The sequence below is a fragment of the Halomonas caseinilytica genome, assembly GCF_001662285.1.
Lineage (GTDB): Bacteria > Pseudomonadota > Gammaproteobacteria > Pseudomonadales > Halomonadaceae > Halomonas > Halomonas caseinilytica.
This window is the reverse complement of the sequence record NZ_BDEO01000007.1, coordinates 466,222-492,457: the sequence shown is the minus strand read 5'-3', so window position 1 is coordinate 492,457 and position 26,236 is coordinate 466,222. Positions and strand designations below refer to the sequence as shown.

19 protein-coding genes are annotated in these 26,236 nt (G+C 65.7%); 8 read left to right on the top strand and 11 right to left on the bottom strand.

Features of this window, described 5'->3' with window-relative positions:
• Positions 1-33: 33 nt before the first annotated feature.
• Complete coding sequence (locus HSDC_RS09900) at positions 34-1,713, top strand: VRR-NUC domain-containing protein (protein ID WP_064699754.1); 1,680 nt, start codon at positions 34-36, stop codon at positions 1,711-1,713.
• Positions 1,710-3,974 (top strand): ATP-dependent DNA helicase, encoded by a 2,265-nt coding sequence (locus tag HSDC_RS09895; RefSeq protein WP_064699753.1) that lies wholly within the window; start codon positions 1,710-1,712, stop codon positions 3,972-3,974. Before HSDC_RS09900 ends, HSDC_RS09895 begins: the two co-directional genes overlap by 4 nt.
• Positions 3,975-4,033: 59 nt before the next feature.
• On the opposite strand, the gene HSDC_RS09890 is transcribed toward HSDC_RS09895, so the two are convergent.
• The 6 genes from HSDC_RS09890 to HSDC_RS09865 are packed head-to-tail and all read right to left on the bottom strand — an operon-like array spanning position 4,034 to position 11,445.
• Positions 4,034-5,863, bottom strand: coding sequence for a monovalent cation:proton antiporter-2 (CPA2) family protein (locus HSDC_RS09890; RefSeq protein ID WP_064699752.1), 1,830 nt, complete (start codon positions 5,861-5,863; stop codon positions 4,034-4,036).
• Positions 5,864-5,890: 27 nt separating this feature from the next.
• Entirely contained in the window at positions 5,891-6,097 is a 207-nt protein-coding gene (locus HSDC_RS09885; RefSeq protein WP_064699751.1) for a DUF3565 domain-containing protein, read from the bottom strand.
• Positions 6,098-6,115: 18 nt separating this feature from the next.
• Entirely contained in the window at positions 6,116-6,526 is a 411-nt protein-coding gene (locus HSDC_RS09880; protein WP_064699800.1) for an NUDIX hydrolase, read from the bottom strand.
• 31 nt (positions 6,527-6,557) lie between these two features.
• Complete coding sequence (locus HSDC_RS09875) at positions 6,558-7,199, bottom strand: CerR family C-terminal domain-containing protein (protein ID WP_064699750.1); 642 nt, start codon at positions 7,197-7,199, stop codon at positions 6,558-6,560.
• Positions 7,200-7,202: 3 nt separating this feature from the next.
• Positions 7,203-10,313: an efflux RND transporter permease subunit gene (locus tag HSDC_RS09870; protein WP_244534424.1), complete on the bottom strand. Its 3,111-nt coding sequence runs from the start codon at positions 10,311-10,313 to the stop codon at positions 7,203-7,205.
• Positions 10,314-10,320: 7 nt separating this feature from the next.
• Entirely contained in the window at positions 10,321-11,445 is a 1,125-nt protein-coding gene (locus HSDC_RS09865; protein ID WP_064699748.1) for an efflux RND transporter periplasmic adaptor subunit, read from the bottom strand.
• 501 nt (positions 11,446-11,946) lie between these two features.
• On the opposite strand from HSDC_RS09865, the gene HSDC_RS09860 reads away from it, so the two are divergent.
• The 4 genes from HSDC_RS09860 to HSDC_RS09845 all read left to right on the top strand — a co-directional run bounded on the left by HSDC_RS09860 (position 11,947) and on the right by HSDC_RS09845 (position 15,259).
• Positions 11,947-12,720, top strand: coding sequence for an SDR family oxidoreductase (locus HSDC_RS09860; RefSeq protein WP_064699747.1), 774 nt, complete (start codon positions 11,947-11,949; stop codon positions 12,718-12,720).
• Positions 12,721-12,838: 118 nt separating this feature from the next.
• Positions 12,839-13,096, top strand: coding sequence for a hypothetical protein (locus HSDC_RS09855; RefSeq protein WP_064699746.1), 258 nt, complete (start codon positions 12,839-12,841; stop codon positions 13,094-13,096).
• Between the two features lie 55 nt (positions 13,097-13,151).
• A complete protein-coding gene (locus HSDC_RS09850) occupies positions 13,152-14,333 on the top strand; it encodes a low temperature requirement protein A (protein ID WP_064699745.1) in 1,182 nt (393 codons plus the stop codon).
• A 5-nt stretch (positions 14,334-14,338) separates the two neighbouring features.
• On the top strand, positions 14,339-15,259 hold the full coding sequence (locus tag HSDC_RS09845) for a LysR family transcriptional regulator (protein WP_064699744.1): 921 nt from the start codon (positions 14,339-14,341) through the stop codon (positions 15,257-15,259).
• Here the strand turns inward: HSDC_RS09845 and ada are convergent.
• The 5 genes from ada to HSDC_RS09820 all read right to left on the bottom strand — a co-directional run bounded on the left by ada (position 15,256) and on the right by HSDC_RS09820 (position 23,453).
• On the bottom strand, positions 15,256-16,332 hold the full coding sequence (gene ada / locus HSDC_RS09840; RefSeq protein WP_244534425.1) for a bifunctional DNA-binding transcriptional regulator/O6-methylguanine-DNA methyltransferase Ada: 1,077 nt from the start codon (positions 16,330-16,332) through the stop codon (positions 15,256-15,258). The two genes, HSDC_RS09845 and ada, sit on opposite strands and share 4 nt — an antisense overlap.
• A gap of 112 nt (positions 16,333-16,444) precedes the next feature.
• On the bottom strand, positions 16,445-18,502 hold the full coding sequence (locus HSDC_RS09835; protein ID WP_064699798.1) for a TonB-dependent receptor family protein: 2,058 nt from the start codon (positions 18,500-18,502) through the stop codon (positions 16,445-16,447).
• 158 nt (positions 18,503-18,660) lie between these two features.
• Entirely contained in the window at positions 18,661-18,975 is a 315-nt protein-coding gene (locus tag HSDC_RS09830) for a hypothetical protein (RefSeq protein ID WP_244534426.1), read from the bottom strand.
• 256 nt (positions 18,976-19,231) lie between these two features.
• The gene (locus HSDC_RS09825) at positions 19,232-20,479 is read right to left on the bottom strand and encodes a ribonucleotide-diphosphate reductase subunit beta (protein WP_064699742.1); all 1,248 of its coding nucleotides are present in this window, start codon (positions 20,477-20,479) and stop codon (positions 19,232-19,234) included.
• A 67-nt stretch (positions 20,480-20,546) separates the two neighbouring features.
• Entirely contained in the window at positions 20,547-23,453 is a 2,907-nt protein-coding gene (locus HSDC_RS09820; RefSeq protein WP_064699741.1) for a ribonucleoside-diphosphate reductase subunit alpha, read from the bottom strand.
• A 435-nt stretch (positions 23,454-23,888) separates the two neighbouring features.
• Here HSDC_RS09820 and HSDC_RS09815 point away from each other — a divergent pair, with 435 nt between their 5' ends.
• Positions 23,889-24,605: a winged helix-turn-helix domain-containing protein gene (locus HSDC_RS09815; RefSeq protein WP_064699740.1), complete on the top strand. Its 717-nt coding sequence runs from the start codon at positions 23,889-23,891 to the stop codon at positions 24,603-24,605.
• Positions 24,605-26,233, top strand: a complete 1,629-nt coding sequence (locus tag HSDC_RS09810) for an ATP-binding protein (RefSeq protein WP_064699739.1) — start codon at positions 24,605-24,607, stop codon at positions 26,231-26,233. Before HSDC_RS09815 ends, HSDC_RS09810 begins: the two co-directional genes overlap by 1 nt.
• Positions 26,234-26,236: the final 3 nt, after the last annotated feature.

The following is a 26,236-nucleotide window of genomic DNA, read 5'->3' as shown; positions in this document are numbered from 1 at the left end:
AGCCGGTCGTGGTGAGCCTGTTATGCTGTACGTATGAACAGCATCTCCTCCACTGAACGCGTCTCGGCGTCCCTCGATGCCCCGCGCTACTACCTGAGCAACTTCCAGTTCGTGCTGGACTGGGTCGCCGCGCGGCACGATGACCTGCTGGACGACGCCGAGCGGGGCTTCCTCGCGACCTTTCCCCGGCTGCCGGTGGCGTCCCGAGCCTTGCTGGTGCGCATGGTGATGCGTCGCGGCGAGGTCTTTCGGCACTCGCGTCTCGAGTACGCCGAGATCGGTGCGCTGGAGCCGGCCCTGTCGCCGCTGCTGGAAGCTGGCTTCGTCGAGGACGATCCCGAGTGTGATGTCGGGGAACTGTTTCGCCAGTTGCGACTGCCCGAACTGCGTCAGGCATTGGCCGGGGAGATCGCGGCTGCCGGGCTGTCGCGCTCGCAGGGGAAGGCGGTGCTGCGAGAGGCGCTGGAACCTCACCTGACCCGGTCGCGGCCGTTGACCGAGTGGTGGCCCGAGGCGCCGGATCGCCTGGTGCGTCTGGCGGTGATGCCGCTGTGCGACCGTCTGCGCCTGATGTTCTTCGGTAATATGCGCCAGGACTGGTCGGAATTCGTGCTGGCCGAGTTGGGCGTGCAGCGCTTCGAGACGGTGCCCTTCGATGCCGGCTCGCGGGCGTTCGGCTGCCGGGAGGAAGTCGATGATTACCTTGCCCTTCATCAGTTGCGCGAGCGCCTCGACGAGGGCGAGTGTCCGCTGGAGCTCGGGAAGCGTCTCGACGAGGCGCCGCCGCGCAACGCCTGGCTGGCGAGTCGGCGGGCGCGCTTGCTGGTGCGCCTGGGGCGGGAAGCCGAGCGCCGGGGAAATGTGGATGCGGCCCTGTCGTACTTTGAACGGGCTGGGGAGGGCGAGGGGCGCATTCGTCGGCTGCGCCTGCTGGAACGGCGTGGCGAGCACGCGCTTGCGTATGCCCTGCTCGAGCGGGCGGTTCCGGTCGGCGAGCACGAGGCCCAAGCCCTGTCGCGCCTTCGACCGAGGCTGTGTCGCCGGCTCGGGTTGCCGCCGCCAGGCCGGAAGCCGGAAGTGCCCTCCGAACGCTTTGATCTGGCGTTGTCGCCCCACGCCAGCGGGGTGGAGCTGGCTGTGGCCGAGCATCTGGCCGGGCCCGAGGCGCCGGTCCATTTCGTGGAAAACGCCCTGATCTGCGGGTTGTTCGGCCTGCTGTGCTGGGACGCGATCTTCGCGCCATTGCCCGGTGCCTTCTTCCATCCCTTCCAGGCCGGGCCGGCAGACCTGGGGCGCGAGGACTTCGTGGCACGCCGCCGCGACCGGTTCGACGCCTGCCTGGCCGAGCTGGACGACGGGCGGTATCGCCGTAGCATCCTCGACCGCTGGCAGTCCAAGCACGGGCTGGCCGCGACCTTCGTCCATTGGGAGCGGCTATCGCGGCCGCTGGTCGAGCTCGCTCTGGCGCGCCTGCCGCCCACGCACCTGCGGGCCTGCTTCGAGCGGCTGCTGGCCGATCCCATGGCAAACCGTTCCGGGCTGCCCGACCTGATCCAGTTCCTGCCGGATGGCGAAGCGCCTGGCTATCGGTTGATCGAGGTCAAGGGGCCGGGGGATCGTCTGCAGGACAATCAACGCCGCTGGCTACGCTTCTTCCAGGCGGAGGACATGCCGGCGGCGGTGTGTCATGTAACGTGGCGGGAGGCGCCATGACGACGGGTGAGGGATATCGAGTGGCGGTGCGTGCGCTGTGCGAGTTCACCGCCCGTCAGGGTGATCTGGATCATCGGTTCACGCCCGCACCCAGCGCTCGCGAAGGCATCGAGGGGCATGCCCGGGTGGTCGCCCGCCGGGCGGCGGGCTATCGGGCCGAGGTGGCTGTCTCGGGACGCCTGGAGGGCTTGGTCGTCGCTGGGCGTGCCGACGGCTTCGACCCGCACCTTCGGCGAGTCGAGGAGATCAAGACCCACCGTGGTGATCTGGCCCGCATGGGGGACAATCAGCGCGCCCTGCATTGGGCGCAGGTCTCGGTCTATGGTGCCTTGCTGTGCGAGGCCGAGGGGCTGACACGGGTGACCCTGGCGCTGGTCTACCTGGATATTGTCACCGGCACTGAAACGGTGCTGACCCGAGACGCCGAGGCCGGCGAGCTTCTCGGCTTCCTGGCGGGATTGTGCCGGCGCTTCCGGGCGTGGGCGGAGCGCGAGGCGAAGCATCGCGCGCGGCGTGACACGGCACTCGCTGGTCTCGCCTTTCCCCACGACGACTTTCGGCCCGGGCAGCGCGGGCTCGCCGAGGATGTCTACCGGGCGGCGGCGAGCGGCCGTTGCCTGTTGGTCGAGGCGCCCACCGGTATCGGCAAGACCCTGGGCGCGCTGTACCCCACCCTGAAGGCCATGCCACGTCGCCACATCGACCGGCTGGCCTTTCTGACCATGAAGACACCGGGGCGGCGGCTGGCGCTGGATGCCCTGTCGTCGCTCGGTGCCGACACCAGGGATGAGACGCGCCTGCCACTGCGGGTGCTGGAACTGGTGGCCCGGGACAAGGCCTGCGAGTATCCGGACCGTGCCTGCCATGGCGAATCCTGTCCGCTGGCCCGCGGATTCTATGATCGACTGCCCGAGGCACGTCAGACCGCGGTCGAACGTGGCTGGCTGGACCGCGAGAGCCTGCGTGAGCTGGCGCTGGAGCACCAGGTCTGCCCCTACTATCTGGGCCAGGAACTGGCGCGCTGGTGCGATGTGCTGGTCGGCGACGTCAATCACTACTTCGATGACGGCGCCTTGCTGCATGGCCTCGCCCAGGCCGACGACTGGCGGCTGGCGCTGCTGGTGGACGAAGCTCACAACCTGGTGGAACGGGCAAGGGGCATGTACAGCGCAGGCCTGTCCCAGCAGCGGCTCAATCGGTTGCATCGCGAGGCGCCACCGGCGCTGAAGCGCCCGCTGGGGCGCTTGGTACGGCGCTGGCGAGAACTGCTGCGCGACATGCCGGAGACCGAATGGCAGGCCCTGGCCACGATGCCCGACGGTTGGCTCGGTGTCCTGCAGCGAACGGTTTCGGCGGTCGGCGACTATCTGGCCGAGCACCCCGAGGGAGGCGATCCGGCCCTGCGCGACTTTCTGTTCGAGGCATTGGCCTTCGCTCGACTGGCAGAGCGTTTCGGCGATCATTCCCTCTGCGAGCTCCGTCGGCACGGTCGTGGCCAGGCAGAGCTCGGGATTCGCAACCTGGTGCCGGCGGATTTCCTGGCGCCGCGTTTCGCCTCGGCATACGCGACGATACTGTTCTCCGCGACGCTGAGTCCGCCCGAGTATCATTGCGACCTGCTGGGCTTGCCGGCCGACAGCGTGGTGCGTCGGGTTCCGTCTCCCTTCGATGCCGAACAGCTGGAAGTGCGTTGCCGCGCCGATATCTCGACTCGCCTCAAGGATCGTGAGGCATCCCTGGGGCCGATCGTCGAGGAGCTGGCGGCCCAGTACCGTCGATGGCCGGGACATTACCTGGCCTTCTTCAGCAGCTTTGCCTATCTCGAGTCGGCCCGGGCGCGGCTCGAAGCCGAGCACCCGAAGATACCGGTGAGAGCCCAGCGGCGTGGCATGAGCGAGCCGGAGCGCGAGGCCTTTCTGGCCGACTTCGCGCCCGGCGGCAGTGGCATTGCCTTCGCGGTGCTTGGCGGCGCCTTCGCCGAGGGTATCGACCTGCCGGGCGAACGCTTGGTGGGGGCTTTTGTCGTCACCCTGGGGCTACCGCCCCTGGACCCGATCAACGAAGCGCTCAAGCATCGGCTTCAGGCCCGCTTTGGACGCGGGGACGATTATGCCTATCGGGTGCCCGGGATGATCAAGGTCGTGCAGGCCGCCGGGCGGGTGATTCGCGGCCCCGGTGACCGGGGCGTGGTGGTGCTGATGGACGACCGCTTCGCGCGGCGGGAGAATCGGGCGCTGTTGCCGGATTGGTGGCAGGTCTAGCTGGTGGGCTACGACCTGCCAGCATACTGCTCGTCTTATATCCCTTACCTCTTGCCCCTTCAATGATGCGTATCCGGTGTATTGGTGCTTGGCGCTGGCGCTTCGGTGACCACGTCTTCGTCGGCTTCGAACAATTCTTCCAGTTCCTTGGCGGCCTGCTGCGCGGTCTGGATCTGCTGAGCCTCGTCGCCGAAGGTTTCCAGTTGGCGCATCAGGGTGGTCGTGTCGTGGTGGCGGAAGGTGTCCACGGTGTGCTGTGCACGCTGGCGGTCGATACCGAGTGCGACCAGCACTTCCCGGGTCAACTCGAGGCTGGCCGGCAGCAGGTCGCGGACGATGTCCTGGACGCCTGCGCGCATCAGCAGTTGGGCGTGATGGCGATTGCGGGCGCGGGCGAACAGCCGCAGCTGCGGGAAGCGGCGCTGGACGCGCTGGACGATGCGCAGTGATGCCTCGACATCGGAGATGGCGATCACCAGAATGCGGGCCCGGTCGGCGCCGGCGGCTTCCAGCAGGTCGAGCCGAGAGGCGTCGCCGAAGTAGATCTCGTTGCCGTAGCGGCGCACGAAGGCAACGTGCTCGGCATTGATGTCGAGGATGGTATAGGGAATGTTCAGCCCCTGCAGCGTGCGTCCGATGACCTGACCAAAGCGGCCGAACCCGGCGATGATGATCTGTGGCGAGGTATCGGCGGGGCGGTCGTATTCGCGCTTCGGCGCGGGTGGTGCGAAGCGTGGCCGCACCACTCGGACATGAAGCTGGAAGAGTATCGGCGTGGCGGCCATCGACAGCGAGACGACCAGAACCAGCAGCCCGACCAGGTCGGGAGCCAGCAGGGTCGCGGCACCGGCGGCGGTAAGCAGGACGAAGGCGAATTCGCCACCCTGGGAGAGCAGCACGCCGAGATTCAGGGCATCCCGCCAGTCGGTACCGTAGGCACGGGCGGTGATCACCACGCTCGTCCACTTGGCTGCCAGCAGCAGCGTCGTGAGGCCCAGCACCAGGCCGGGACGTTCGGTCAGCAGGCCGATCTGGGCGGTCATGCCGACGGCCATGAAGAACAGCCCCAGCAATAGGCCGCGGAACGGTTCGATATCGGCCTCGATGCTGTGCCGGTACTCCGAATCGGCCAGCAGCACACCGGCAATGAAGGCGCCGAGCGCCATGGACAGGCCGGCCAGTTCCATCGACAGGGCTGCGCCGATCACGACCAGCAGCGAGGTGCCGGCGAACACCTCTCGGCTGCGGGTGGCTGCGGCAAAGCGGAAAAGCGGCCGCAGCAGGTAGCGCCCTCCGACGATCAGGGCGATGAAGGCGCCAGCGCCGACCAGGGCGTCGCGCAGCATGTTGTCCCAGCCGACTGCCATGGCGGCACCGCCGGCCAGCAAGGGAATGGCGGCCAGCACCGGGATGGCGGCCATGTCCTGAAATAGCAGCAGGGCGAAGCCGAGACGCCCATGGCGTGTGGTCAGTTCTCCCTTCTCGCCGAGCAACTGGAGCACCAGGGGCGTGGAGCACAGCCCCAGGCTGAAGCCTGCCACCAGGGCGGCGATTGGCGACAGTCCCAGCATCAGGGCAAGACCGCCCAGCACCAGGCTGGTGATCAGCATCTGCAGGCCACCGAACCCGAATACCGGCTTGCGCATCAGCTTCAGGCGAGCCGGCTTGAGTTCCAGTCCGATGACAAACAGCAGGAAGACGATACCGACCTCGGAGAACTGCAGTACCGCCTCGGCATCGGGCACCAGGCCCAGCACCGAAGGGCCGATGACGACGCCGGCGATCAGATAGCCGAGGACCTCGCCGAGCCCGAGGCGCTTGACCATTGGCACGATCAACACGGCGGCGGCGAGGAAGATCAGGCAGTTGTAGAACAGGTCGATGGCCACGCGGTCACTCCGTTGATGGGCAAGCACTCAATGTCGGTCCCGGGGCTCGCCACGCTCGCACTTGCGACATGTCAGGGCGAGACCGAGCCGTGAGCGCCGTCCGTGTTCGGTCAGTACCCAGGGGCGTTCGGTCCAGGGTGGTTGATGCCGGACATGCTGGTCATGGCCGCAGGCGAGCTCGGCCACCCAATGGCCCTCCTCGTCGCGATGATAGCCGATGATCGCCTGTTGCATCCGGTGGCTCGTGAAGCATCAGGCCGCCGGAACGCCGGCACGGGGCAGTACCACGTCCCGGGTCAGGGGAGCCAGCGGCAATGTGGCGGCGGCGTCGGGCGAGACCCAGCGCAATTCGGCGATTTCCGCGGCAGCGCGGGGTGGGCCGTCCAGCTCGACACGAAACAGGTGGGCGCACAGCCAGTGGCCGGGCTCGTTGGCTGCCGGGGCGGTGAACTCGCCGAGTGGCTCGAGATGGCGCAGGCGGCACCCCAGTTCCTCGAACACTTCCCGCGACAAGGCATCGGCCGGCGACTCCTGTGGTTCGATTTTGCCTCCGGCTTGCATGAAGGCGGTGGTGTCACGCTTGCGGACCAGCAGCAGTCGCCCACTTTCATCCTCGATCAGGGCGGCGGCGATATGCAGGGTGGGCGCGGTGGCGGCTGACATGGCGAACTCCAGGGATGACGATCGCGCCATTCTAGCATCGTCGATCGTCATGGCGGGCGTCGTAGAGGCTCAGGTGCGAGACGACGAGGTCTTCGATGGTGGCCAGGGTGTCGGCATCGAAGGTCTCGAGGGAAAGGCGCCGCAGCAAGGGCTCCCGGGCGATCAGAAAGAACACGATCTGGCCGACCAGGGTGTGGGTCTCGAGGGCGGTGACCGGGTCGTCGGCGGCGCGTCCGGTGAGGCGGGCGATCAGGTGGCTCAATGTCGCCTGGACCACGCCGAAGGCCTGGTTCTGCAGGATATCGAAGGCTTCGCTGGGATGCAGCTGTTCGCGCATCACCATCAACAGCCAGTGGCGGCATTCGGTGTCGGTGGCAAAGGTGCGCACCATGCGCCGCACGATGGCTTCGAGGGTCGCGCGGGCGGTCTCGCGGTCGTCGGGCACGGTGATTGGCTCGTGGATGTCCAGGCGTTCGCGCAGGGCACCGGCGATGTAGCGTGCCGCGGCAAGGTAGAGACCGTGCTTGTTGTCGAAGTAATAGGCGATGGAGCCGATATTGGCCTGCGCCTCGTCGGCCAGCATGCGGGTGGTGGTGACCTTGTAGCCGTGTTCGCCGAACAACCGGATGCCGGCCTGGATCAGTCGGTTGCGGGTCGAGTCTTCGGTGGGCATGGCTCAGGTGGCTCCGTTGCGTTCGGTCGTGTCGATGCCGAAGAAAAGGGTGTAGAGCACCGGCACGACGCCGAGGCTCATGATGGTACCGACCCCCAGTCCGAAGGCCATGGCGGCCGCCATGCCGTAGAACAGCGGGTCATGGCCGATGATCAATGGCAGAAAGCCCAGTACCGTGGTGATCGCCGACATCAGAATTGGCCTGAGTCGACGCGCCGAGGCGCGCACCACGGCATCGCGGGCAGAGGTCTCGGGAGCCAGGGTCCGGCGTTCGATGTCGATGCGGTCGATCAGCACGATGGCGTTGTTGATGATGATGCCGGCCAGACTGTAGAGGCCGAGCATCACCATGAAGCCGAAGTCGGCCCGGGTGGCCAGCAGTCCCAGTGCCACGCCGACGATCACCAGCGGAATGGTGGCGACGATCAACAGGGGGCGCTTGAAGGAGTTGAATTGGGCCACCAGCAGAATGAAGATCAGGCCGAGACACAATGGCAGGTTGGCTTGTAGCGCTGCCTGGCCTTCTGCCGATTCCTTGACCACACCATCGAACTCGATCCAGTGACCGGGTGGCAACTCATCCTCGAGCGCTCGCAGGGCCGGCTCGACCCGGGACACCATGTCCTCGGCGGTGAAGTGGCGGTTGCGCCCCTCGATGGTGATGGTGCGTACCAGGTTCTCGCGGTCGATCCGGTAATAGCCGTTGTCCAGGCGCACGTCGGCGATCTGGTTCAGGGGGACGCCCTCGCCGGCGGCTTCCACGGGATAGACCGTCAGAGATTCGAGGCGCTCGATGCTGGCGCGCTGCCGTTCGTCGTAGCGCATCATCACCGGAATGATGTCGTCGCCTTCGCGGTAGTGGCTGAGGTGATAGCCGTCGATGGCGCCACTCAGCGACTGGGCGACGTCCTCGGAGGTAATGCCGGCGTTGCGTGCCCGGGCCTGGTCGACGTCGATGGTCAGCGAGGGGATACGTGCTTCCCAACTCTGGCGAATGTCCAGGGCGCCCTCGACGCCGGCGAGGATGGATTCCACCCTCTTGGCCGCGCTGAACAGGGTCTCTCGGTCCGGTCCCTTGATCTGCACCTGCAGCAGGGAGCTGTCGGAGGGGCCGAGGAACATCCGGGTGACTTGGGGCGAGATGTCCGGGTAGTGAGTGGCCAGGTAGTGACGTGTGTCGTGGATCACGTCATCGACACGGTCACGGTCGGCCACGTTGAGCACCATGAAGCCCTTGTTGGGCGCCGGGTCGATGGGCGTCAGCGAGAGAACGAAACGCGGGCCGCCGAAGCCCGAGTAGGCGGCGACGCTGGTGAGGTCGTCACGCAGCGAGGGGGCCTCGAGCAAGGCCTCGCTCAGCTCGCTGACGCGCCGGTCGGTAGCGTTGGCGGCGATGTCGGAGGGGAAGTCGATGGTCACCAGGACCTGGCTGCGGTCCGAGTCGGGAAAGAACTTCTGGGGCACCAGTTGCATCATCGCCACGCCGCCCACCATGGCAAGCCCCATGATGACCAGAAAGATCGCACGGTGATGCAGCACGCGCCGCAGCAGCCGGGCGTAGCGTTCCGACATCCAGCGGAACAATCGGTCGGAGAGGCTCGGGGCGGTGTCGTCGCGGGCGACGCTCGACAGCTTGAGAAACCGGTGGCACAGGGCCGGGGTGACCGTCAGCGACAGGAACCAGGAGCTGAGCAGGGTGATGGCGATGACGATCGAGATCGAGCGGGTGTACTCGCCGGCAACATGCTCGGCGAGCATCAGCGGCAGGAAGACCAGGATGGTGGTCAGGGTCGAGGAAAACAACGGCATGGCCAGCTCGCCGCCGGTCTCGGACAGTGCCTGATCGCGGGTGGCTCCGGCCTCCAGGCGCGTCTTGAAGTCTTCGGCGATGACGATGGCATTGTCCACCAGCAGCCCCAGGGCGATCACCAGGGTGGCCAGGCTGGCACGCTGCAGGGTCATCTCGGTCAGGCCCATGATGGCCAGGGTGACCAGCATTACCGCGGGAATGATCGAGCCGACGATCAGGCCGGTGCGCAGGCCGAGAAACAGCACTACCACGGCGAGCACGATGACCAGTGTCTGCATGACACTGGACGTGACCCCGTAGACGGCGTTGGCGACCTGTTCGGGCTGGAAGGTCATGATGTCGAGGTCGTAGCCCGCCGGCAGCGTCTCGCGCAATTCGTCCAGACGTGCCTCGATGGCGTGGCCGTAGTCGAGCACGCTCTCGCCCTCGAGCATGGAGATCGCGAAGACGATGGCCGGCTTGCCGTTGAAGTAGGCGGTGCGGTTGGCGGGGTCCTCGTAGCCGCGCTGGATCTCGCCCAGGTCGCGCAGTCTCAGGGTGCCGCCCTCGGGTAGCTGAATCTCGGTGTTGCCCAGGGCGTCGAGGCTCTTGAATTCGCCGGTCACTTCCAGGGCCAGGCGTTGCTCGCCGCTGTCCAGCACGCCGCCGGGCGGGTAGATGTTGCGTCCCTGGATCTGGCTGGCCAGCTCGGAGGGCGACAGGTCGAGTTCGGCGAGGCGTGCCTCGGCGATGTCGATGAAGACACGCTGCTCCTGAACGCCGAGCAGTTCGACCTGCTTGGTGCCTTCGACACCGTACAGGGCGGCGCGGATGTGCTCGGCGATCTCCTGCTGATCGGCCTGGGGAAAGTCGTCGGCGGTCAGCGCCGCGGTGACGACCGCGACATCGCCGAAGTCATCGTTGATGACCGGGTCCTGGGTGCCCTCGGGCAGCTTCGGGGTTGCCGCTTCGACCTTCTTGCGCAACTCGTCCCAGATTTGCTCGAGATTGAAGTAACGGTCCTTGATTTCCACATGCAGGATCGAGCGGCCACGCATGGATGTCGAGCGGATGCGTTCCACCTCGCCGATGGCACGGATGCTCTCTTCCAGGGGTTTGCTGATGTTCTGCTCCACCTGTTCCGCCGGCAGGCCCGGATAGGCGGTGGTCACCAGCGCCTCGCGGATGGTGATCTCCGGGTCTTCCCGAGCAGGCATGGCGAAATAGCTGAAGATGCCGTAGAGCATGGCCACCACGGTGGCCAGGTAGAGAACGGGACGGCGTCGATGGGCGAGCTGGCTGAGGTTCATGGAGGCCCTGGTCATGGTCGCATCAGTTATAGCGTTCCGGACCCTGGCCAAGCAGGCTCACGGTCTGGCCCGGATCGACGAATTCGGTGCCCCTGGCGACGATCCGGTCGCCCGGGGCCAACTCGCCGCGCACCTTGGCGTGCCCCTCGCCGATGTCGACCACCGCCACCTCGACGCTTTCCAGGCGCTCGTCCTCGTCGATGCGCAGGACGTGAGTGCGTTGATCGTCGTCATAGACCAGGGCGGTAAGGGGAATGGGCAGAACGGAGGCGTCGCGAGCGGAACCGGCCAGCGATAGCTCGACCTCGGCGGTCATGCCGGCGTGTATCCCCTTGGGTGGCTCATCCAGGGCCAGGATGACGGGATAGTTGTTGGACGAGCGAGGCTGGGTGCCCAGCTGGGTGAGCGTGGCCGGGGCCGTGATGCCGCCCAGGGCGGGGAAGCTGACCTTGTGGTTCGAGCCGGTCGAGAGGGCATCGATGAGGGTCTCGGGCACACTGGTTTCCACCTCGAAGCCTTCTCGGTCGGAGATGACCTCGAGAATGGCCTGGTTAGCGGCGACCCGCTCCGATGGCTCGGCCTGGCGCGCGCTGACCGAGCCATCGAAGGGCGCGGTCAAGGTCGTCTGCGCGAGATCGCGCTCGGCAAGCTCCAGGGCGGCGACCGCCGAGGCGTGGCGTGATTCGGCGGTGTCCAGCCCCGCTCGGGCAGTATCAAGCTGTGTATCGCTGACGTAGCCCTTCTCGGCGAGGCTCGATTGGCGCTGGTAGTCCTGGCGCTTCTCGATCAAGGAGGCCTCGGCCTCGCGTGCCTCGGCGCGACGCTGCTGTGCCACTAGACGATAGCGCTCGTCATCGAGGGTCGCCAGGGGCTCGCCAGCATCGAAAGGGTCGCCCACGTCGACCGCGACACGCTCTAGCTTGCCGGCGATCTCGAAGCTCAAGGTAGTGTGTTCGGCGGCCTTGACCCGGCCCGAAAGGCGGCTGATGTCGGTGGCGTTGCCGGCCTGGACCACGTGACTGTCCACCACGGTCGGTATCTCGGTGGCGGATGAAGTGTCCGGTGAACAACCGGTCAGCAGCAAGGCGAGACCGGCGAGTCCGCACAGGAGCGTGGCAAGGGCCGACGGTCGATGCGTGGGGGGCATGGTAGCGATCCTCGAGAGCGAAACGGTCAAACGCCGTCAAGGCGGCCGACGTCTCGAGGTAGTGTATTAATCAAATGATTAAATCGCAAGAAACAAAAGACTGCGGAAGTCCCCGCCAGACTCCGGTCGTTATCTCGGGGCGTCGGTGTGTCAGCTGTCTTCCAGCTTCCGGTAGTGCCCAGGCACCGTGACACGGTCGCCATTGGGGGTTTGGCGCACGTGTGTGGGGACGTAGACGCGCTTGATGACGCTCTTGCGCTCACTCATGAGAACCTCCTTGCTTGCCATCAACGCCATGCTTCGACCGTACATTAGCCATAAAAGCGGGTGAGAATCAATATTGTTCTGAAAAAATGGACGGTACGTTGCTCGAAAGGGCATGGCACTCGTTCATGGATTGTTGGTGATGTCTGGATGCTGCTGTCAGACAGCATGAATTATCTTGTCGGTGAGGCCTTCTAGACTCGTTACCGTCATTGTTCGGTATAGAAAGGAGGCTTCATGGTGGATCGTACGCTTGACGGCAAGGTGGTCCTGATCGCTGGCGGCGCCAAGAACCTGGGAGGCCTGCTGGCGCGGGATCTCGCGGAAAACGGGGCCGGTGCGGTGGCCATTCACTACAACAGCGATGGCACGCGCCAGGCCGCCGAGGAAACCCGGGAGGCGGTCCAGGCGCTGGGCGCCGACGCTGAGCTGTTCCAGGGCGATCTGACCCGCGCCGATAACGTCACTTCGCTCTTCGATGCGGTGTCCAGCCGGTTCGGCAAGGTGGATATTGCCATCAACACCGTGGGCATGGTTCTCAAGAAGCCGATGCTGGAGATCAGCGAATCCGAGTACGACGCCATGTTCGATATCAACGCGAAGAGTGCCTTCTTCTTTCTCAAGGAGGCCGGTCGCGTGCTCGAGGATCACGGCAAGATCGTGACGCTGGTGACCTCGCTGCTCGGCGCTTTCACGCCCTACTATTCCACCTATGCCGGTGGCAAGGCGCCGGTGGAGCATTTCACGCGCGCGGCGGCCCAGGAGTTCGGCGGGCGCGGCATCTCGGTGACGGCTGTCGGTCCGGGGCCCATGGATACGCCCTTCTTCTATGGCCAGGAGGGGGAGGATGCCGTGGCCTTCCACAAGAGTGCCGCTGCCCTGTCGGCGTTCAGCAAGACGGGGCTGACGGATATCGAGGATGTGGTGCCGTTGATCCGTCACCTGGTGACCGATGGCTGGTGGATGACCGGCCAGACCTTGCTGACCAACGGCGGCTATACCACCAAGTGAGTGGCAAGCGGCCGGGCCGGGAGGTCCGGCCGCGGTGTTTCTCTCTGCCCCTTCGGTACGTCTGACAGGATTCAACGACTAGGCTGGGAGAGGTGAGGTTGGCCTTCAGGGAGGACAGATGCGCACCTTGTTGATCCTGTTGATAGGCATCGTGGCCGTATGGCTGCTCGTCCGATACTGCCCGTCGGCACACCGGCGTCCAGCGGTGGTGGCGTTCGCGCTGGTCTGGCTGGTGGCCTGTGGCTGGAATCTCGCCATCGGCCTCTCTCATGGCTATGCACTCGGTGAGGAGCTGGCGATTCATGCCGTGCTGTTCGGCATTCCTGTCGGGCTGGCATGGTGGCGTCTCTGGCGTCGTGTGCCGCCCTCGGCTTGAGACGCCTCCTTGCCGACGTGTGTCATGGTCGTTTTCGCAACGAGCAGGAGTCCGCATGACATCGGAACGTCCCCATCCGCTGATGCGACCTCGTGACGGACACGAGGCCGCCGTCAGCTATGTCGAACTGTTGTTCGACCTGATCTACGTCTTTGCCATCATCCAGGTCTCGCACTTCCTGCTGGATAACCTGAGCCTGCTGGGCGCGGCCCAGGCGCTGTTGCTGTGGTTCGCGGTCTGGCTGGGCTGGCAGTACAGCGGCTGGATGACCAACTGGTTCGACCCGGACACCACGCCCATCCGGCTGGTGCTGTTCGTCACCATGGCCCTGGCCTTGATGATGGCGGCAGCGCTGCCGGAGGCGTTCAGTGAGCGGGGCCTGATATTCGCCGGTTGTTTTGCGGCGATGCAGGTGGGGCGGTCGCTGTTTATCCTGTGGAGCCTCAAGGGGCATGGCCTCGCGGACTTGACGGCGAACTATCAGCGTATCCTGGGCTGGGCATGCATCGGTGCCGTGTTCTGGCTGGCTGGCGGCCTGGCGGAGGGGACGACACGTCTCATCCTGTGGGCGCTGGCAGTGGCGTGCGAGTATGTCTCGCCCATGTTCGGCTTCCGCCTGCCGGGGCTCGGCCGGTCATACACGCGGCACTGGACCATCGAGGGCGGCCATCTGATCGAGCGTTGCGCGCTGTTCATGATCATCGCGCTGGGCGAGACGATCCTGATCACCGGCGCCACTCTGGCGGGGGCCGGCGACTGGCGCCTCGGCACCCTGCTGGCTTTCGGCGTGGCCTTCCTGGAAACCGTGGCCATGTGGTGGGTGTATTTCCGCATCGCCATTCGCGATGCCTCCCGGGTGATCACTGAATCCGACGATCCCGGCCGGATCGGTGCCTATTTCCACTATGTCCATGTCATCATTCTGGGCAGCGTGATTCTCTGCGCGGTCGGCAGCGAGCTGGTGATCGCCCATCCCGTCGGGCACCTGACGGCCACGGTGACGAGCGTGCTGCTGGCCGGCCCGATGGCGTTCCTGGCGGGCATGGCGATCTACAAGTTCGTCGTCTATGGACGGCCACCGTTGTCGCATCTGGTCGGGCTGGTGTTGATGCCCGCACTGCTGCTGCCCCTGACGGCATCCCACAGTGCGCTGCTGATGCAGGGGGGCAGCGCCATGCTGTTGTTGGGCGTGGGGTGCTGGGAAATGCTGTCGCGTCAGGGCGTGCTGCGGATCTGACCGCCATGGATAGAATCGATCAGTGGCAGGCCTTCATCAGGGTGGCAGAGATGGGCAGCTTCACTCGGGCCGCCGCGGCGCTGGCCTGGCCTCGGGCGACCGTGTCGCTTGCCGTGCGGCGTCTCGAGGAAACGCTCGGTGTGCGGCTGCTGCACCGCACGACGCGCAAGGTGCGGCTGACGCCGGACGGTGAACGTTTCCTGCAGCGAGCCAGGACCCTGGTGGCGGAAGCGGAAGAGCTCGAACGCTTGTTCCGGCTACCGAGCGAGGAAGTGTCGGGGAGGCTGGTCGTCGATGTGCCGAGCCGCGTGGCCAGGCGACTCGTCGCGCCGGCGCTGGGGCAGTTGCTGGAACGGTATCCGCGCTTGCAGGTGGTGCTGGGGGCCTCGGATCGCCATGTCGATCTGGTGGCCGAGGGGGTCGATTGTGTCGTGCGTTTCGGTCCTCTGCAGGACAGTGATCTGGTCGCGCGCCGGCTGGGTCGGGTCGCCCTGGTCAACTGCGCCAGTCCCGACTATCTGAGACGCCACGGCATGCCGCGCCAGGTCGACGACCTTGCCGCGGGGCATCTCATGGTGGGCTACGCCTCGCCGCATAGTGGGCGCGAGCAGGGCTTCGAGGTGGTCGAGCATGGACAGGTTCGGGATATCGAGCTGGCAAGTCGGGTCGTGGTCAACAACGCCGAGAACTACATCGCCTGCTGCCGAGCCGGGCTCGGTCTCATCCAGGTGCCGCGCTTCGATATCGATGACTTGTTGCAAAGCGGCGAGCTGGTCGAAGTGTTACCCCAGCACCGGGCCGATGGCATGGAGGTCTCGCTGCTGTATCCGCATCGTCGGCACCGCGCGGTGCGTGTCGATGTCTTCATGGACTGGTTCGCTGCCATGATGGCGCCGTATCTCGAGACCTCCCTGCCGCGCGGCTAGTTGGCCTCCCGTTCCAGCAGGGCTCGCTTGCGTTCGACGCCCCAGCGATAGCCGGAGAGCTCGCCGTCCTGGCGTACGATCCGATGGCAGGGAATCGCCACGGCCAAGGGGTTGGCCGCGCAGGCTCGAGCGACGGCTCGGGCGGCGGAGGGCGAGCCGATGCGCTCGGCAATCTCGGCGTAGCTTGCAGTGGTGCCGGCGGGAATCTCGCGCAGGGCCTGCCAGACGCGTTGCTGGAACGCCGTGCCGCGAATGTCCAGGGGCAGTTCGGTGCCCAGGGTGGGATCGTCGATCAGGCCGATCACCCGAGCAACCCAGTCCTCGAAGTCATCCGCGCCGGCACAGAGCTTGGCCTGTGGAAAGCGGTCCTGGAGGTCGCGGGCCAGGCTGTCGGGATCGTCGCCCAGCAGGATGGCGCAGATGCCGCGCGGGCTGCATGCCACCAGCACCGCCCCCAGCGAACATTCGCCGACGGCGAAGCGGATGACGGTGTCCGGGCCGCCGCGCTGGTAGGTCGTCGGCGTCATGCCGAGCATGGCATCGGCGTTTTCGTAGAAGCGGCCGCTGGAGCGGAATCCGGCGCCATGGATAGCCTGGGTGATGTCCATGCCCGGATCGCTCAACGCTTCGCGTACCCGGCGTGCCTGGTGCGCCCTGGCATAGGCTCGAGGCGTGAGGCCGGTGACGGCCTTGAAGCGATGGTGCAGGTAGGAAGGGCTCAAGCCGACCCGTTCCGCAAGCTCGAGCAGCCCGAGCGGCTCGTCGGCCTGCTCGATGATCCGGCAGACCCGCTCGACGAGTGCGGTGACCGGGGTGTTGGCCGAAGCGGCGTTCGGCGCACAACGCTTGCAGGGGCGATAGCCCGCCGCTTCGGCGTCTTGCGGGCTGTCGTGGAAGGAGACGTTTTCCGGTTTTGCCCGGCGCGATGGACAGGAGGGGCGGCAATAGACGCCGGTGGTCAGCACCGCGTAGACGAAGCGGCCGTCTGCCGAGGCGTCGCGTTGCACGACCGCCTGCCAGCGGCGGTCGCGTTCGGTGTCGATGGGACGCTGTGGTGCCATGATGAGATTCATCCCGGTGTCCTTTCATTGTGGGCCATGTGTCGAGTAAAGGACACCGGGAAGGGTGGCGCACTCCGCTGCTGGCTTTGCAATCTCACCCAGCGAAGCGTGCCGGGTCGTGCGGTCAGAAGGTCAGTTCCATCCCTGCGTAGACACTGCGGTCCGGCGCCGTGGAGAAGTAGCGCCCGCGCTGGTCGTTGATGACGATATTGTCGTAGTGTTCTCGGTCGAACAGGTTGCTGACGCCGACATAGGCCTTGAGCAGGGTATCGTTGCCGAGCCGCCAGCCGTCGCCGGCGCGCAGGTTGGCCAGCCAGTAATCGTCCACGTTCACGCTGTTGGCGTCGTCGGCGTACATGGAGCCGACGTAACGGGTCTCCAGGGTGGCGAAGCGCTCGCCGACGCCCTGCCAGGTCAACTGGTTGACCCAGGTGCGCTCGGGCAGGCCGGGAATGCGGTTGTTGGCGTGATCGTTGCCGTCGTCGTCCACGTAGTCCTGGAACTCGTAGCGCGCCAGGGTCAGGGCGCTGTCGAGCCGCCAGTCATCGGCGAACTGCCAGCCCAGGGCCAGTTCCAGGCCGTCCTGGCGGCTGCGTCCGGCATTGCGATAGAAGTCGCGACCGTCGCTGTTCTTGTAGGCGATCAGCGAGTCGCGCACCCGGGTCGAGAACAGCGCGACGTCGTAGTCCAGGCCGCTGTCGGTGAAGTGACCGCGCAGGCCGATCTCGCGATTCCAGGCCTTCTGCGGCTCGATGTCGGGGTTGAAGCCGCCGACGCCGGCCGGGTTGGCAAACTCGGTGAAGGTCGGCGTCTCGTAGGCGGTGCCTACCGAGAGGTAGGCCTGGTGGTTGGGCAGGTAGCGATAGTTCACCCCGGCGCTGCCACTCCACTGGTCGAAGGTGCGATCGCCGCTGTTGTCGCCGTCGCTTAAGTAGTCATCGTCGATATCGAAGTCGATGTGGTCGAAGCGGGTGCCCAGCGAGAGGGTCCAGCGGTCGGTCAGGTCGAGGTCGCCCTGGGCGAAGACACCCAGCGAGGAGGCCGTCTGGGTCTCGGCGGCGGCGCGGTTCTGATGGACGCCGTCGATGGTGACGTCGTCGCGGTAGCGATCGTCCTCCTGGCGGGCCACCTCGACCCCGGTGACATAGCTCAGCGGCAGTCCGCCGAGCGACAGCGACTGGCGATATTCGGCGTTGGCACCGTAGTAGTTGCGGTCATAGGCGACGAAGCTGTCGCCGGCATAGGCGAGCTGCTGCTCGAAATCGCGCTGCAGGTAGAAGCCGCGCAGGGTCAGCTCGCCGGGGCCGGCGGCGCGGTCCTCGTACTCGAGGCCGAGGACCTGCTGATCGACCGACTGGCCGGCGTCGATGCGGGTCGGCGAGTAGAAGTTGCTGTCGATCGTGCCTTCACGGTCCTCGGACACGGCCTCGGCGGTCAGGCCGCCGGGATCTTCCGAGCGCGGGTTGTCGAGCAGGTTGACGATGGCGGTGAGAGAGCGGTCGGCGTCGAGCTCGCGCTTCAGCTTGGCGTTGAGCAGATACTTCTCGACGCTGCTGTGGTCGCGATAGCCGTCCATGCCCAGCGCGGAGACGCTGACATGGTGCGACCAGGGGCCGTTGACGCCGCCGTGGCTGACGTTCAGCTTGCGATAGCCGTCGCTGCCGCCCTCGACGCGCAGGCTGGTGCCGGGGTCGCTCTCGCCGTCGGCCGTGGTGACGTCGATCACTCCGCCGGCGGCGTTGCCGTACTGTACCGCCGCCGGACCGCGCAGGACCTCGATGCGCTGGGCGCTGTCCAGGTCGATGGCGTCGAGCTGGGCCTGGCCGTCGGGCAGGGTGTAGGGAATGCCGTCGACCCGCACCCGGATGCCTCGCACGCCCCAGGGCGTGCGAGCGCCGAAGCCGCGGATCGATACCCGCTCGCCCTGGACGAAGTTGTGGCGATTCTGAAGGTAGAGGCCGGGCACGGTGGCCAGTGCTTCGTCGAGGCGCTCACGCTGCTGGCCCTGGGCGATCTTCTCGCGATCCACCACCGAGACGGCCGCCGGTGTGTCGTAGAGTTCTCGATCGAGACGCGGGGCAGTGACCTCGAGAGGGTCCAGCGTGGCCGGCTGGGCCAGGGCCATTCCTGACACGCTCAGGGTCCCGGCGACGAGAAGGGAGGACGCGGCGCGGTGGGGCATGAAGCAACCTCGGTAGTCGAAGAAGGATAGTGCGCGAATGATCTCACCGGAGCGCCTTGGCGACAAATCGGGATGAATCGATTCGGTCTCGCCGACGTAACGAACGAGGGACGCCACCGCCCCCTGGCATCGGGGGCGGTGGCGTGGTGACGGCAGGCTCAGTGGTAGCGCTGGGTCTCGGCCTCGAGGCGCGTGAAGCGCACCGGCGGGCTGTACTCTTCGCCTTCGGGGGCGCGTTCGGGCGCGGGACGGACGCGCCAGCCACGGTGGGTGGCCCACTCCTTGAGGCCCCGGTAGTCGAGCAAGGGGTATTCGCGGGTGTAGGGGTTCGGCGATGACGAGGGAAAGGCGTAGGCCACATGCGGGTAGTGGGCGAAGGCATCTTCGCCACCATGCGCGGCCAGGGCGCGATCCAGGGCCGACTGCCAGTCATGGGCGTCGCGTCGGGTGCCGTTAGCTTGGGATACATGCATCGGTTTGCCCTCCATTGATACACCTGTGCCAGGGCCTTGCCCGGGCGGCGAACGTGCCGGTGGTGCCGAAGCCGCCGGGAGCCATGAAAAACGCCCCACCCAGCGAGGCCGGGTGGGGCGTCATCATCGGAAAGGGGGCGGGCACTGAATGGCCCGTTCCCCATGCGACGGAGGCCGGTGGGTACGCACCGCAAGGTGCGGCCGCACGCTGAAGTTCGAGGTTGCCACCATGTTGCTACCTCCCGTCGCTCGTCGATCAGTCCCAGCTCAATGCGCCGCCGACCTGATATTCGGTGACGCGGGTTTCGAAGAAGTTCTTCTCCTTGCGCAGGTCGATGATCTCGCTCATCCAGGGGAAGGGATTCTGCGCGCCGGGGAATTGCTCCTTGAGGCCGATCTGGGCCAGACGACGGTTGCAGATGAAGTGCAGGTATTCCTCCATGATCGCCGCGTTCATGCCCAGCACGCCGCGCGGCATGGAGTCGCGCGCGTAGGCGATCTCGAGCTCGGTGCCCTCGAGGATCATCTGGGTGCATTCGTCCTGGAACTCCGGCGTCCACAGATGCGGGTTCTCGATCTTGATCTGGTTGATCATGTCGACGCCGAAGTTCAGGTGCATGGACTCGTCGCGCAGGATGTACTGGAACTGCTCGGCGACGCCGGTCATCTTGTTGCGCCGGCCCATGGAGAGGATCTGGCTGAAGCCGCAGTAGAAGAAGATACCCTCGGTCACGCAGTAGAAGGCGATCAGGTTGCGCAACAGTTCCTGGTCGGTCTCCGGGGTGCCGGTCTGGAAGTCCGGGCGTGCCAGCGACTGGGTATGCTTGAGGCTCCAGGCCGACTTGGCGGCCACCGAGGGGATCTCGCGGTACATGTTGAAGACTTCGCCTTCATCCATGGACAGCGACTCCACGCAGTACTGGTAGGCGTGGGTATGGATGGCCTCCTCGAAGGCCTGACGCAGCAGGTACTGGCGGCACTCGGGATTGGTGATCAGGCGGTAGAGTGCCAGCACCAGGTTGTTGGCCACCAGCGAATCGGCGGTGGAGAAGTAGCCCAGGCTACGCTCGACGATGCGCCGTTCGTCCGCGGTGAGGCCGTCGGCACTCTTCCACAGCGCGATGTCGGCGTTCATGTTCACTTCCTGGGGCATCCAGTGGTTGGCGCTGCCATCCAGGTACTTCTGCCAGGCCCACTCGTACTTGAAGGGCACCAGCTGGTTGAGGTCGGCGCGGGCATTGATCATCTGCTTGTCGTCGACCTCGATGCGCGCCGCGCCCATCTCCAGCTCCTCCAGGCCGGCGGCCACGTCGAGCTCGTCGATGGACTGACGGGCGCGGGCCAGGCGATCCTGTTCGGCGACCCGGTAGGTGCCGGCGCTGTCGCGGACTTCCGCAGCGGGCGCTTCGGGGGCCGGCTGGGCCGTCGGCTGCGGGGCGGGAGCCGGCTGAGGCTGCTCGGCCACCGCGCTGTCGTCTTCGTGAAAATCGTCCCAATCGATCATGTGCTTTCTCGTTCCTCGGAAGTGAAGAGAGAAGAGGGAAGCGTCATCTTCCCTCTCGACTCCTGGATTATTGGCAGGCCTCGCAGCCCAGCTCGTCCATTTCGCCCGCCGAGGGCGCCCGGGAACCGCTGCCGCTCTTGCCCTGCAGGAAGTCGTCGACGCCGCGCGGTTCCTGTGCCTGAGGCGAGGATTCGGGACCCGGCGCCGGGGCAGCGGAGGGCGAGGCGTTGCTCACGGCGTTGAGGTTGCCGCGGTCGACCGTGGACTTCTCCACCGAGGTGGCGCCCAGGGCGCGCAGGTAGTAGGTGGTCTTGAGTCCACGGAACCAGGCCATGCGATAGGTCACGTCGAGCTTCTTGCCGGAAACGCCCTGGATGTAGAGATTCAGCGACTGCGCCTGGTCGATCCACTTCTGACGCCGCGCGGCGGCCTCCACCAGCCACTTGGGCTCCACCTCGAAGGCCGTGGCGTACTTGGCCTTGAGATCGTCGGGGACACGGTCGATGGCTTTCACCGAACCGTCGTAGTACTTGAGGTCGTTGATCATCACCTCGTCCCACAGGCCACGTTCCTTGAGGTCGTTGACCATGTAGGCATTGACCACGGTGAACTCGCCCGACAGGTTCGATTTGACGAACAGGTTCTGGTACGTCGGCTCGATGGACTGTGAAACGCCGCAGATGTTGGAGATGGTCGCGGTCGGGGCGATGGCCATGACGTTGGAGTTGCGCATGCCCTGAGCGGCGATCTTCTCGCGGATACGATCCCAGTCCTGGGTGGTGGAGGTATCGACCTCGATGTATTTCTCGCCGCGCTCGGTCTTGAGCTTTTCGATGGAGTCGATGGGCAGCACGCCCTGGCTCCACAGCGATCCCTCGTAGCTCTCGTAGCGGCCGCGCTCGGCGGCCAGGTCACTGGAGGCCTCGATGGCGTGGTAGCTGACCTGTTCCATGGAGCGATCAGCGAAGGTCACGGCCTCGTCGGAGGCATAGGCGATGTCCAGGGCATAGAGGGCGTCCTGGAAGCCCATGATGCCGAGTCCCACCGGGCGATGCTTGAAGTTGGAACGCTCTGCCTGGGGGACGGCGTAATAGTTGATGTCGATGACGTTATCGAGCATGCGCACGGCGGTGCGTACGGTCCTCTTCAGCTTGTCGCTGTCGAACTCGCCGTTCACCACATGCTGGGCCAGGTTGATGGAGCCCAGGTTGCACACCGCGACCTCGTCGACCGAGGTGTTCAGGGTGATCTCGGTGCACAGGTTGGAGCTGTGGACCACGCCGGCATGCTGCTGAGGGCTTCTCAGGTTGCACGGATCCTTGAAGGTGATCCAGGGGTGGCCGGTCTCGAACAGCATCGACAGCATCCGGCGCCACAGGTCCTTGGCGCGCACGCGCTTGAAGAGCTTGAGCTGCCCGGTGCGGGTCATTTCCTCGTACTCTTCGTAGCGCTTCTCGAAGGCCGCGCCGTAGAGATCGTGCAGGTCAGGGCAGGTGGCCGGCGAGAACAGTGTCCACTCGCCATCGTCGAACACACGCTTCATGAACAGGTCCGGCACCCAGTTGGCGGTGTTCATGTCGTGAGTCCGGCGGCGGTCGTCGCCGGTGTTCTTGCGCAACTCGAGGAATTCCTCGATGTCGAGGTGCCAGGTCTCGAGGTAGGCACAGACCGCGCCCTTGCGCTTGCCGCCCTGGTTGACGGCCACGGCGGTATCGTTGACCACCTTGAGGAAGGGCACCACGCCCTGGGACTTGCCGTTGGTGCCCTTGATGTAGGAACCCAGGGCGCGCACCGGCGTCCAGTCGTTGCCGAGGCCGCCGGCCCACTTGGAGAGCAGGGCGTTGTCGCGGATGGCGCTGTAGATGCTGTCCAGGTCGTCCGGCACCGTGGTCAGGTAGCAGGAGGAGAGCTGGCTGCGCACGGTGCCCGCGTTGAACAGCGTCGGCGTGGAGGCCATGTAGTCGAAGCTGGAGAGCAGCTCGTAGAACTCGATGGCCCGCGCCTCGCGGTCGTCCTCGTTCAGCGCCAGGCCCATGGCGACCCGCATGAACATCACCTGGGGCAGCTCGTAGCGTACCTCGTCGCGGTGGATGAAGTAGCGGTCGTAGAGGGTCTGCAGACCCAGGTAGGTGAACTGGGCATCGCGGGTATGATCGAGGGCGTCGCCGAGGCGTTCGAGGTCGAATTCCGCCAGTCGCGGATCGAGCTGTTCGAATTCGATGCCGCGGGCGATGTAGGCCTGGAAGGCCGGCTTGTAGTAGTCGGCCATTTCCTGGTAGGTGGCCTCGTCGGCGATGCCGAGGAAGGAGAGCGCCTCGCGGCGCAGGTTGTCCTGCAGCAGTCGCGCGGTGACGTAGGTGTAGTTGGGGTCCTTCTCCACCAGGGTGCGGGCGGTCATCATCAGCGCCTGGGAGACGCCATCCACGGTTACGCCGTCGTAGAGGTTCTTCAGCGAATCCTCGACGATCTTGCCCGGCTCGACATGGGGCAGGTTCTCGCAGGCGTCGAACACCAGGGTCTCGACCCGGCCGAGGTCCAGCGGGCGGGTACTGCCATCGGGCGCGGTGACGTTCAGCGTGGGGTGAGGCTTGGTGATGTCGGCGCCGGATTCGGCTCGGGCCCGGGCATGCTCTTCGCGATAGAGCACATAGGCACGCGCCACTTTCTGCTCGCCGGCCCGCATCAGTGCCAGTTCGACCTGGTCCTGGATGTCCTCGATATGCAGGGTGCCGCCGTCGGGCATGCGGCGCTGGAAGGCTTGCTCGATGCTCTCCGAGGCGCGCTGGACGAAGTCGCGGACACGGGAGGACGTCGCGGCGTTGTCACCTTCCACGGCGATGAAGGCCTTGCTCAGGGCCACGGCGATCTTGCCGCCATCGAAGGGCACCACGTCGCCGTTGCGCTTGATGACACGCAACGTCTGCGGGGCGGTAACGGAGACGGACGGATGGTCCGGAGTAGCGGTGGTATCCATGGCGCCGGGGTTCCCTACCTTAGGAGTTGAAAATGGGTGATGAAGACCGCCGTTGAGCGGTTGTTGACAGGATTTTTGAAAGTTGCTAAGGGCACACTATCTTGTGTTCCGGTTGAGTTGGAACACAAGATAGTGTGCTTTTTTCGGCCCTTCAAGTGGATAAGCTGTGGAGGGGCTGTGAGCATTCAGGGGGTGATTTCGAGGGGCTCGACGAGCCCGCGTGGTTGAGCCGATCACGCGCTTTCGGGTCGTTTCCGGATAAAGCGAAAGAGGCCAATGTCGAGTATCCTTTCCACGGGACGGCCTTTTCCCGCCGGCGGACGCGACCGACCTGCACGTCATGCCGGGTTCTCGGGAGAAGGCATTTGTTCGGGGTGTCGTACCGACGACAACGCTCCGTTGACCGACCACTGCCTGTCGAGGTGACGACTGAGAATGGAAGCTAGTGTGAACTCCCCTGACATGGAACATGTGCTGATAATCGAAGACGATGAGCGGCTGGCCGAACTGACCCGAGACTATCTGGTCGCCAATGGCTTTCGCGTGACGCTGGAGGCCGACGGCAACCGAGGGGCACAATGCATCCTCGACCTGCAACCGGACCTGGTGATTCTGGATCTCATGCTGCCGGGCGAGGATGGGCTGACGATCTGCCGGCGTGTGCGGGACGACTACGCCGGCCCGATCCTGATGCTCACCGCCCGTACCGATGACATGGACCAGGTGCTGGGACTCGAGATGGGGGCGGATGACTATGTGGCCAAGCCGGTGCAGCCCCGTGTGTTGCTAGCGCGCATGCGTGCCCTGTTGCGCCGCAGTGAGCCATCGAATCTCGGGACTGCCGACGCTCGTCTGGTGTTCCGTGATCTCGAGATCGACAGTGGAACCCGCGAGGCCTGGCTGGGAGGCGCGCGTATCGACCTGACCAGCGCCGAATTCGACCTGCTCTGGCTGCTTGCCAGTCATGCCGGGCGCGTACTGACTCGGGAAGAGATCTTCGCGCAATTGCGCGGCATACGGTACGACGGGCAGGATCGCTCCATCGATGTCCGTGTATCGCGGATCCGGCCGAAGATCGGCGACGATCCGCATCATCCGCATCGCATCAAGACGGTGCGCAGCAAGGGCTATCTGTTCGTTCGGGATGCTTAATGACATTGGCTCGCCTGCTGCCACGTACCCTGGTCGACAGTACCTTCCTGCGCGTCTATGCGTTGCTGGCCCTCGCCTTGGTGCTGGCCTTCGGGCTTTCCCTGTCGGCCATCGCTCTGGTCGACCAGGTGCGTCGCGAGCAGTATCAGGAACGGCTGGCCGAGGTGCCGATGACGCTGTTCGCGCAGCGTTTGGGAACGATGGCGCGGGCGCAGCGAGCTGCCTGGCTGGCCCGTCTCGGTGAACGGCTCGGCATCGATCTGTCCCTGCATGCGAGCGACAATTACCCGCTGGGCTATTTCGAACGCTTGCGCCTGTCTCAGGGACACACCCTGGTAAGTCGCACCTCGAGCGGGAACTGGGAGCTGCATCATCGGTTACCCGGCGAGTCCCGGTTGTTGCGGGCCGAACTGGGCGACGTGAGCGAAGCCCAACTGCTGGCGCTGGCGCGCGTACTGGGAGCCTGGCTGGGCAAGATGGATCCGCAAGCCCGGCAAGAGCGGCTCTCGGACCTGAGCAATCCAGCGGTGCCCTTGACGCTAGGCGGCGTGCCGCCAGACGTCGCGGAACGGTTCGAGCAGGTTCCCGAACTCGATGTCGTGGCGCGCTCGCATCCCGCGGATGGCGCGCTATCGCTGTATCTGAGAGGGCCGGGGGAGGTGCGCGAAACCGGTGGCCTGGCCGTCGGGCCCCTGCGAGCCTATCGGCCGCCATCGGTTCAGGTGTTGTCGCTCGTGGTGGTGATGGTGCTCGGCGTTCTGGCGGTGGTCATCTATCTGATCGTGCGAGGCGTGGAATCGCGTGTGACGCGTCTCGAGCAGGCGGCCACGCGGATCGCCGGCGGGCATCTGGATACCCGCGTCAAGGTGCACAGCGGTGACTTTCTCGGGCGCCTGGGGATGGCCTTCAACGGCATGGCGGAGCAGGTTCAGTCGTTGCTGAGGGCCCAGCAGGACATGACCCGTGCGGTCTCTCACGAGTTGCGCACGCCGGTGGCACGGATACGCTTTGCGGTGCAGATGGTCGAGGACATGACCGACGACCCGGCGGTGCGACGCCAGTTGCGCGGTGCGGATAGCGATATCGCCGAACTCGACGCCCTGGTCGATGAGATCCTCACCTATGCGCGGCTCGACAGTCATGCGGTCAATGGCGCGGGCTTCCAGTTCGAGCCGGTAGCGGCGCGCGCCTTGGCCGAGCGGGTCATCGCGTCCCTGGATGGTCTGCACGCCCATCTTACCATCGAGCTGGTCGACGGTCCTGAGGTCGAAGCCACCGCCGAGCCTCGATATCTGCAGCGTGCCTTGCAGAACCTGGTCTCCAACGCCTGTCGCCATGCGGTATCGCGGGTTCGCGTGAGCGTGGAGGGCGAGCCTGGTCTGGTGCGTTTCGATGTCGAGGACGATGGCCCGGGAGTGCCGGAACGTGCGCGCCACGAGATATTCAAGCCGTTCGCCCGCCTCGACGACAGCCGCGACCGACGGTCGGGCGGCTATGGCCTGGGACTGTCCATCGTGCAGAGGGTCATGGCCTGGCACGGCGGCAGCGTGGTGGTGGATACCAGCGCGGTGCTGGGCGGGGCGCGCTTCACGCTGTTGATTCCCTGGCAGGAAACATCCCATGGATGAAAC

Bases quoted from the DNA above. Each gene is read 5' to 3' on its own strand.
- HSDC_RS09835 (WP_064699798.1), bottom strand. From the start codon at position 18,502: ATGCCCCACCGCGCCGCGTCCTCCCTTCTCGTCGCCGGGACCCTGAGC.
- HSDC_RS09880 (WP_064699800.1), bottom strand. From the start codon at position 6,526: ATGTCAGCCGCCACCGCGCCCACCCTGCATATCGCCGCCGCCCTGATC.
- HSDC_RS09855 (WP_064699746.1), top strand. From the start codon at position 12,839: ATGCGCACCTTGTTGATCCTGTTGATAGGCATCGTGGCCGTATGGCTG.
- HSDC_RS09850 (WP_064699745.1), top strand. From the start codon at position 13,152: ATGACATCGGAACGTCCCCATCCGCTGATGCGACCTCGTGACGGACAC.
- HSDC_RS09845 (WP_064699744.1), top strand. From the start codon at position 14,339: ATGGATAGAATCGATCAGTGGCAGGCCTTCATCAGGGTGGCAGAGATG.
- HSDC_RS09810 (WP_064699739.1), top strand. From the start codon at position 24,605: ATGACATTGGCTCGCCTGCTGCCACGTACCCTGGTCGACAGTACCTTC.
- HSDC_RS09875 (WP_064699750.1), bottom strand. From the start codon at position 7,199: ATGCCCACCGAAGACTCGACCCGCAACCGACTGATCCAGGCCGGCATC.
- HSDC_RS09825 (WP_064699742.1), bottom strand. From the start codon at position 20,479: ATGATCGATTGGGACGATTTTCACGAAGACGACAGCGCGGTGGCCGAG.
- HSDC_RS09870 (WP_244534424.1), bottom strand. From the start codon at position 10,313: ATGACCAGGGCCTCCATGAACCTCAGCCAGCTCGCCCATCGACGCCGT.
- HSDC_RS09895 (WP_064699753.1), top strand. From the start codon at position 1,710: ATGACGACGGGTGAGGGATATCGAGTGGCGGTGCGTGCGCTGTGCGAG.
- HSDC_RS09815 (WP_064699740.1), top strand. From the start codon at position 23,889: ATGGAAGCTAGTGTGAACTCCCCTGACATGGAACATGTGCTGATAATC.
- HSDC_RS09830 (WP_244534426.1), bottom strand. From the start codon at position 18,975: ATGCATGTATCCCAAGCTAACGGCACCCGACGCGACGCCCATGACTGG.
- HSDC_RS09860 (WP_064699747.1), top strand. From the start codon at position 11,947: ATGGTGGATCGTACGCTTGACGGCAAGGTGGTCCTGATCGCTGGCGGC.
- HSDC_RS09900 (WP_064699754.1), top strand. From the start codon at position 34: ATGAACAGCATCTCCTCCACTGAACGCGTCTCGGCGTCCCTCGATGCC.
- ada (WP_244534425.1), bottom strand. From the start codon at position 16,332: ATGAATCTCATCATGGCACCACAGCGTCCCATCGACACCGAACGCGAC.
- HSDC_RS09820 (WP_064699741.1), bottom strand. From the start codon at position 23,453: ATGGATACCACCGCTACTCCGGACCATCCGTCCGTCTCCGTTACCGCC.
- HSDC_RS09865 (WP_064699748.1), bottom strand. From the start codon at position 11,445: ATGCCCCCCACGCATCGACCGTCGGCCCTTGCCACGCTCCTGTGCGGA.
- HSDC_RS09885 (WP_064699751.1), bottom strand. From the start codon at position 6,097: ATGCAACAGGCGATCATCGGCTATCATCGCGACGAGGAGGGCCATTGG.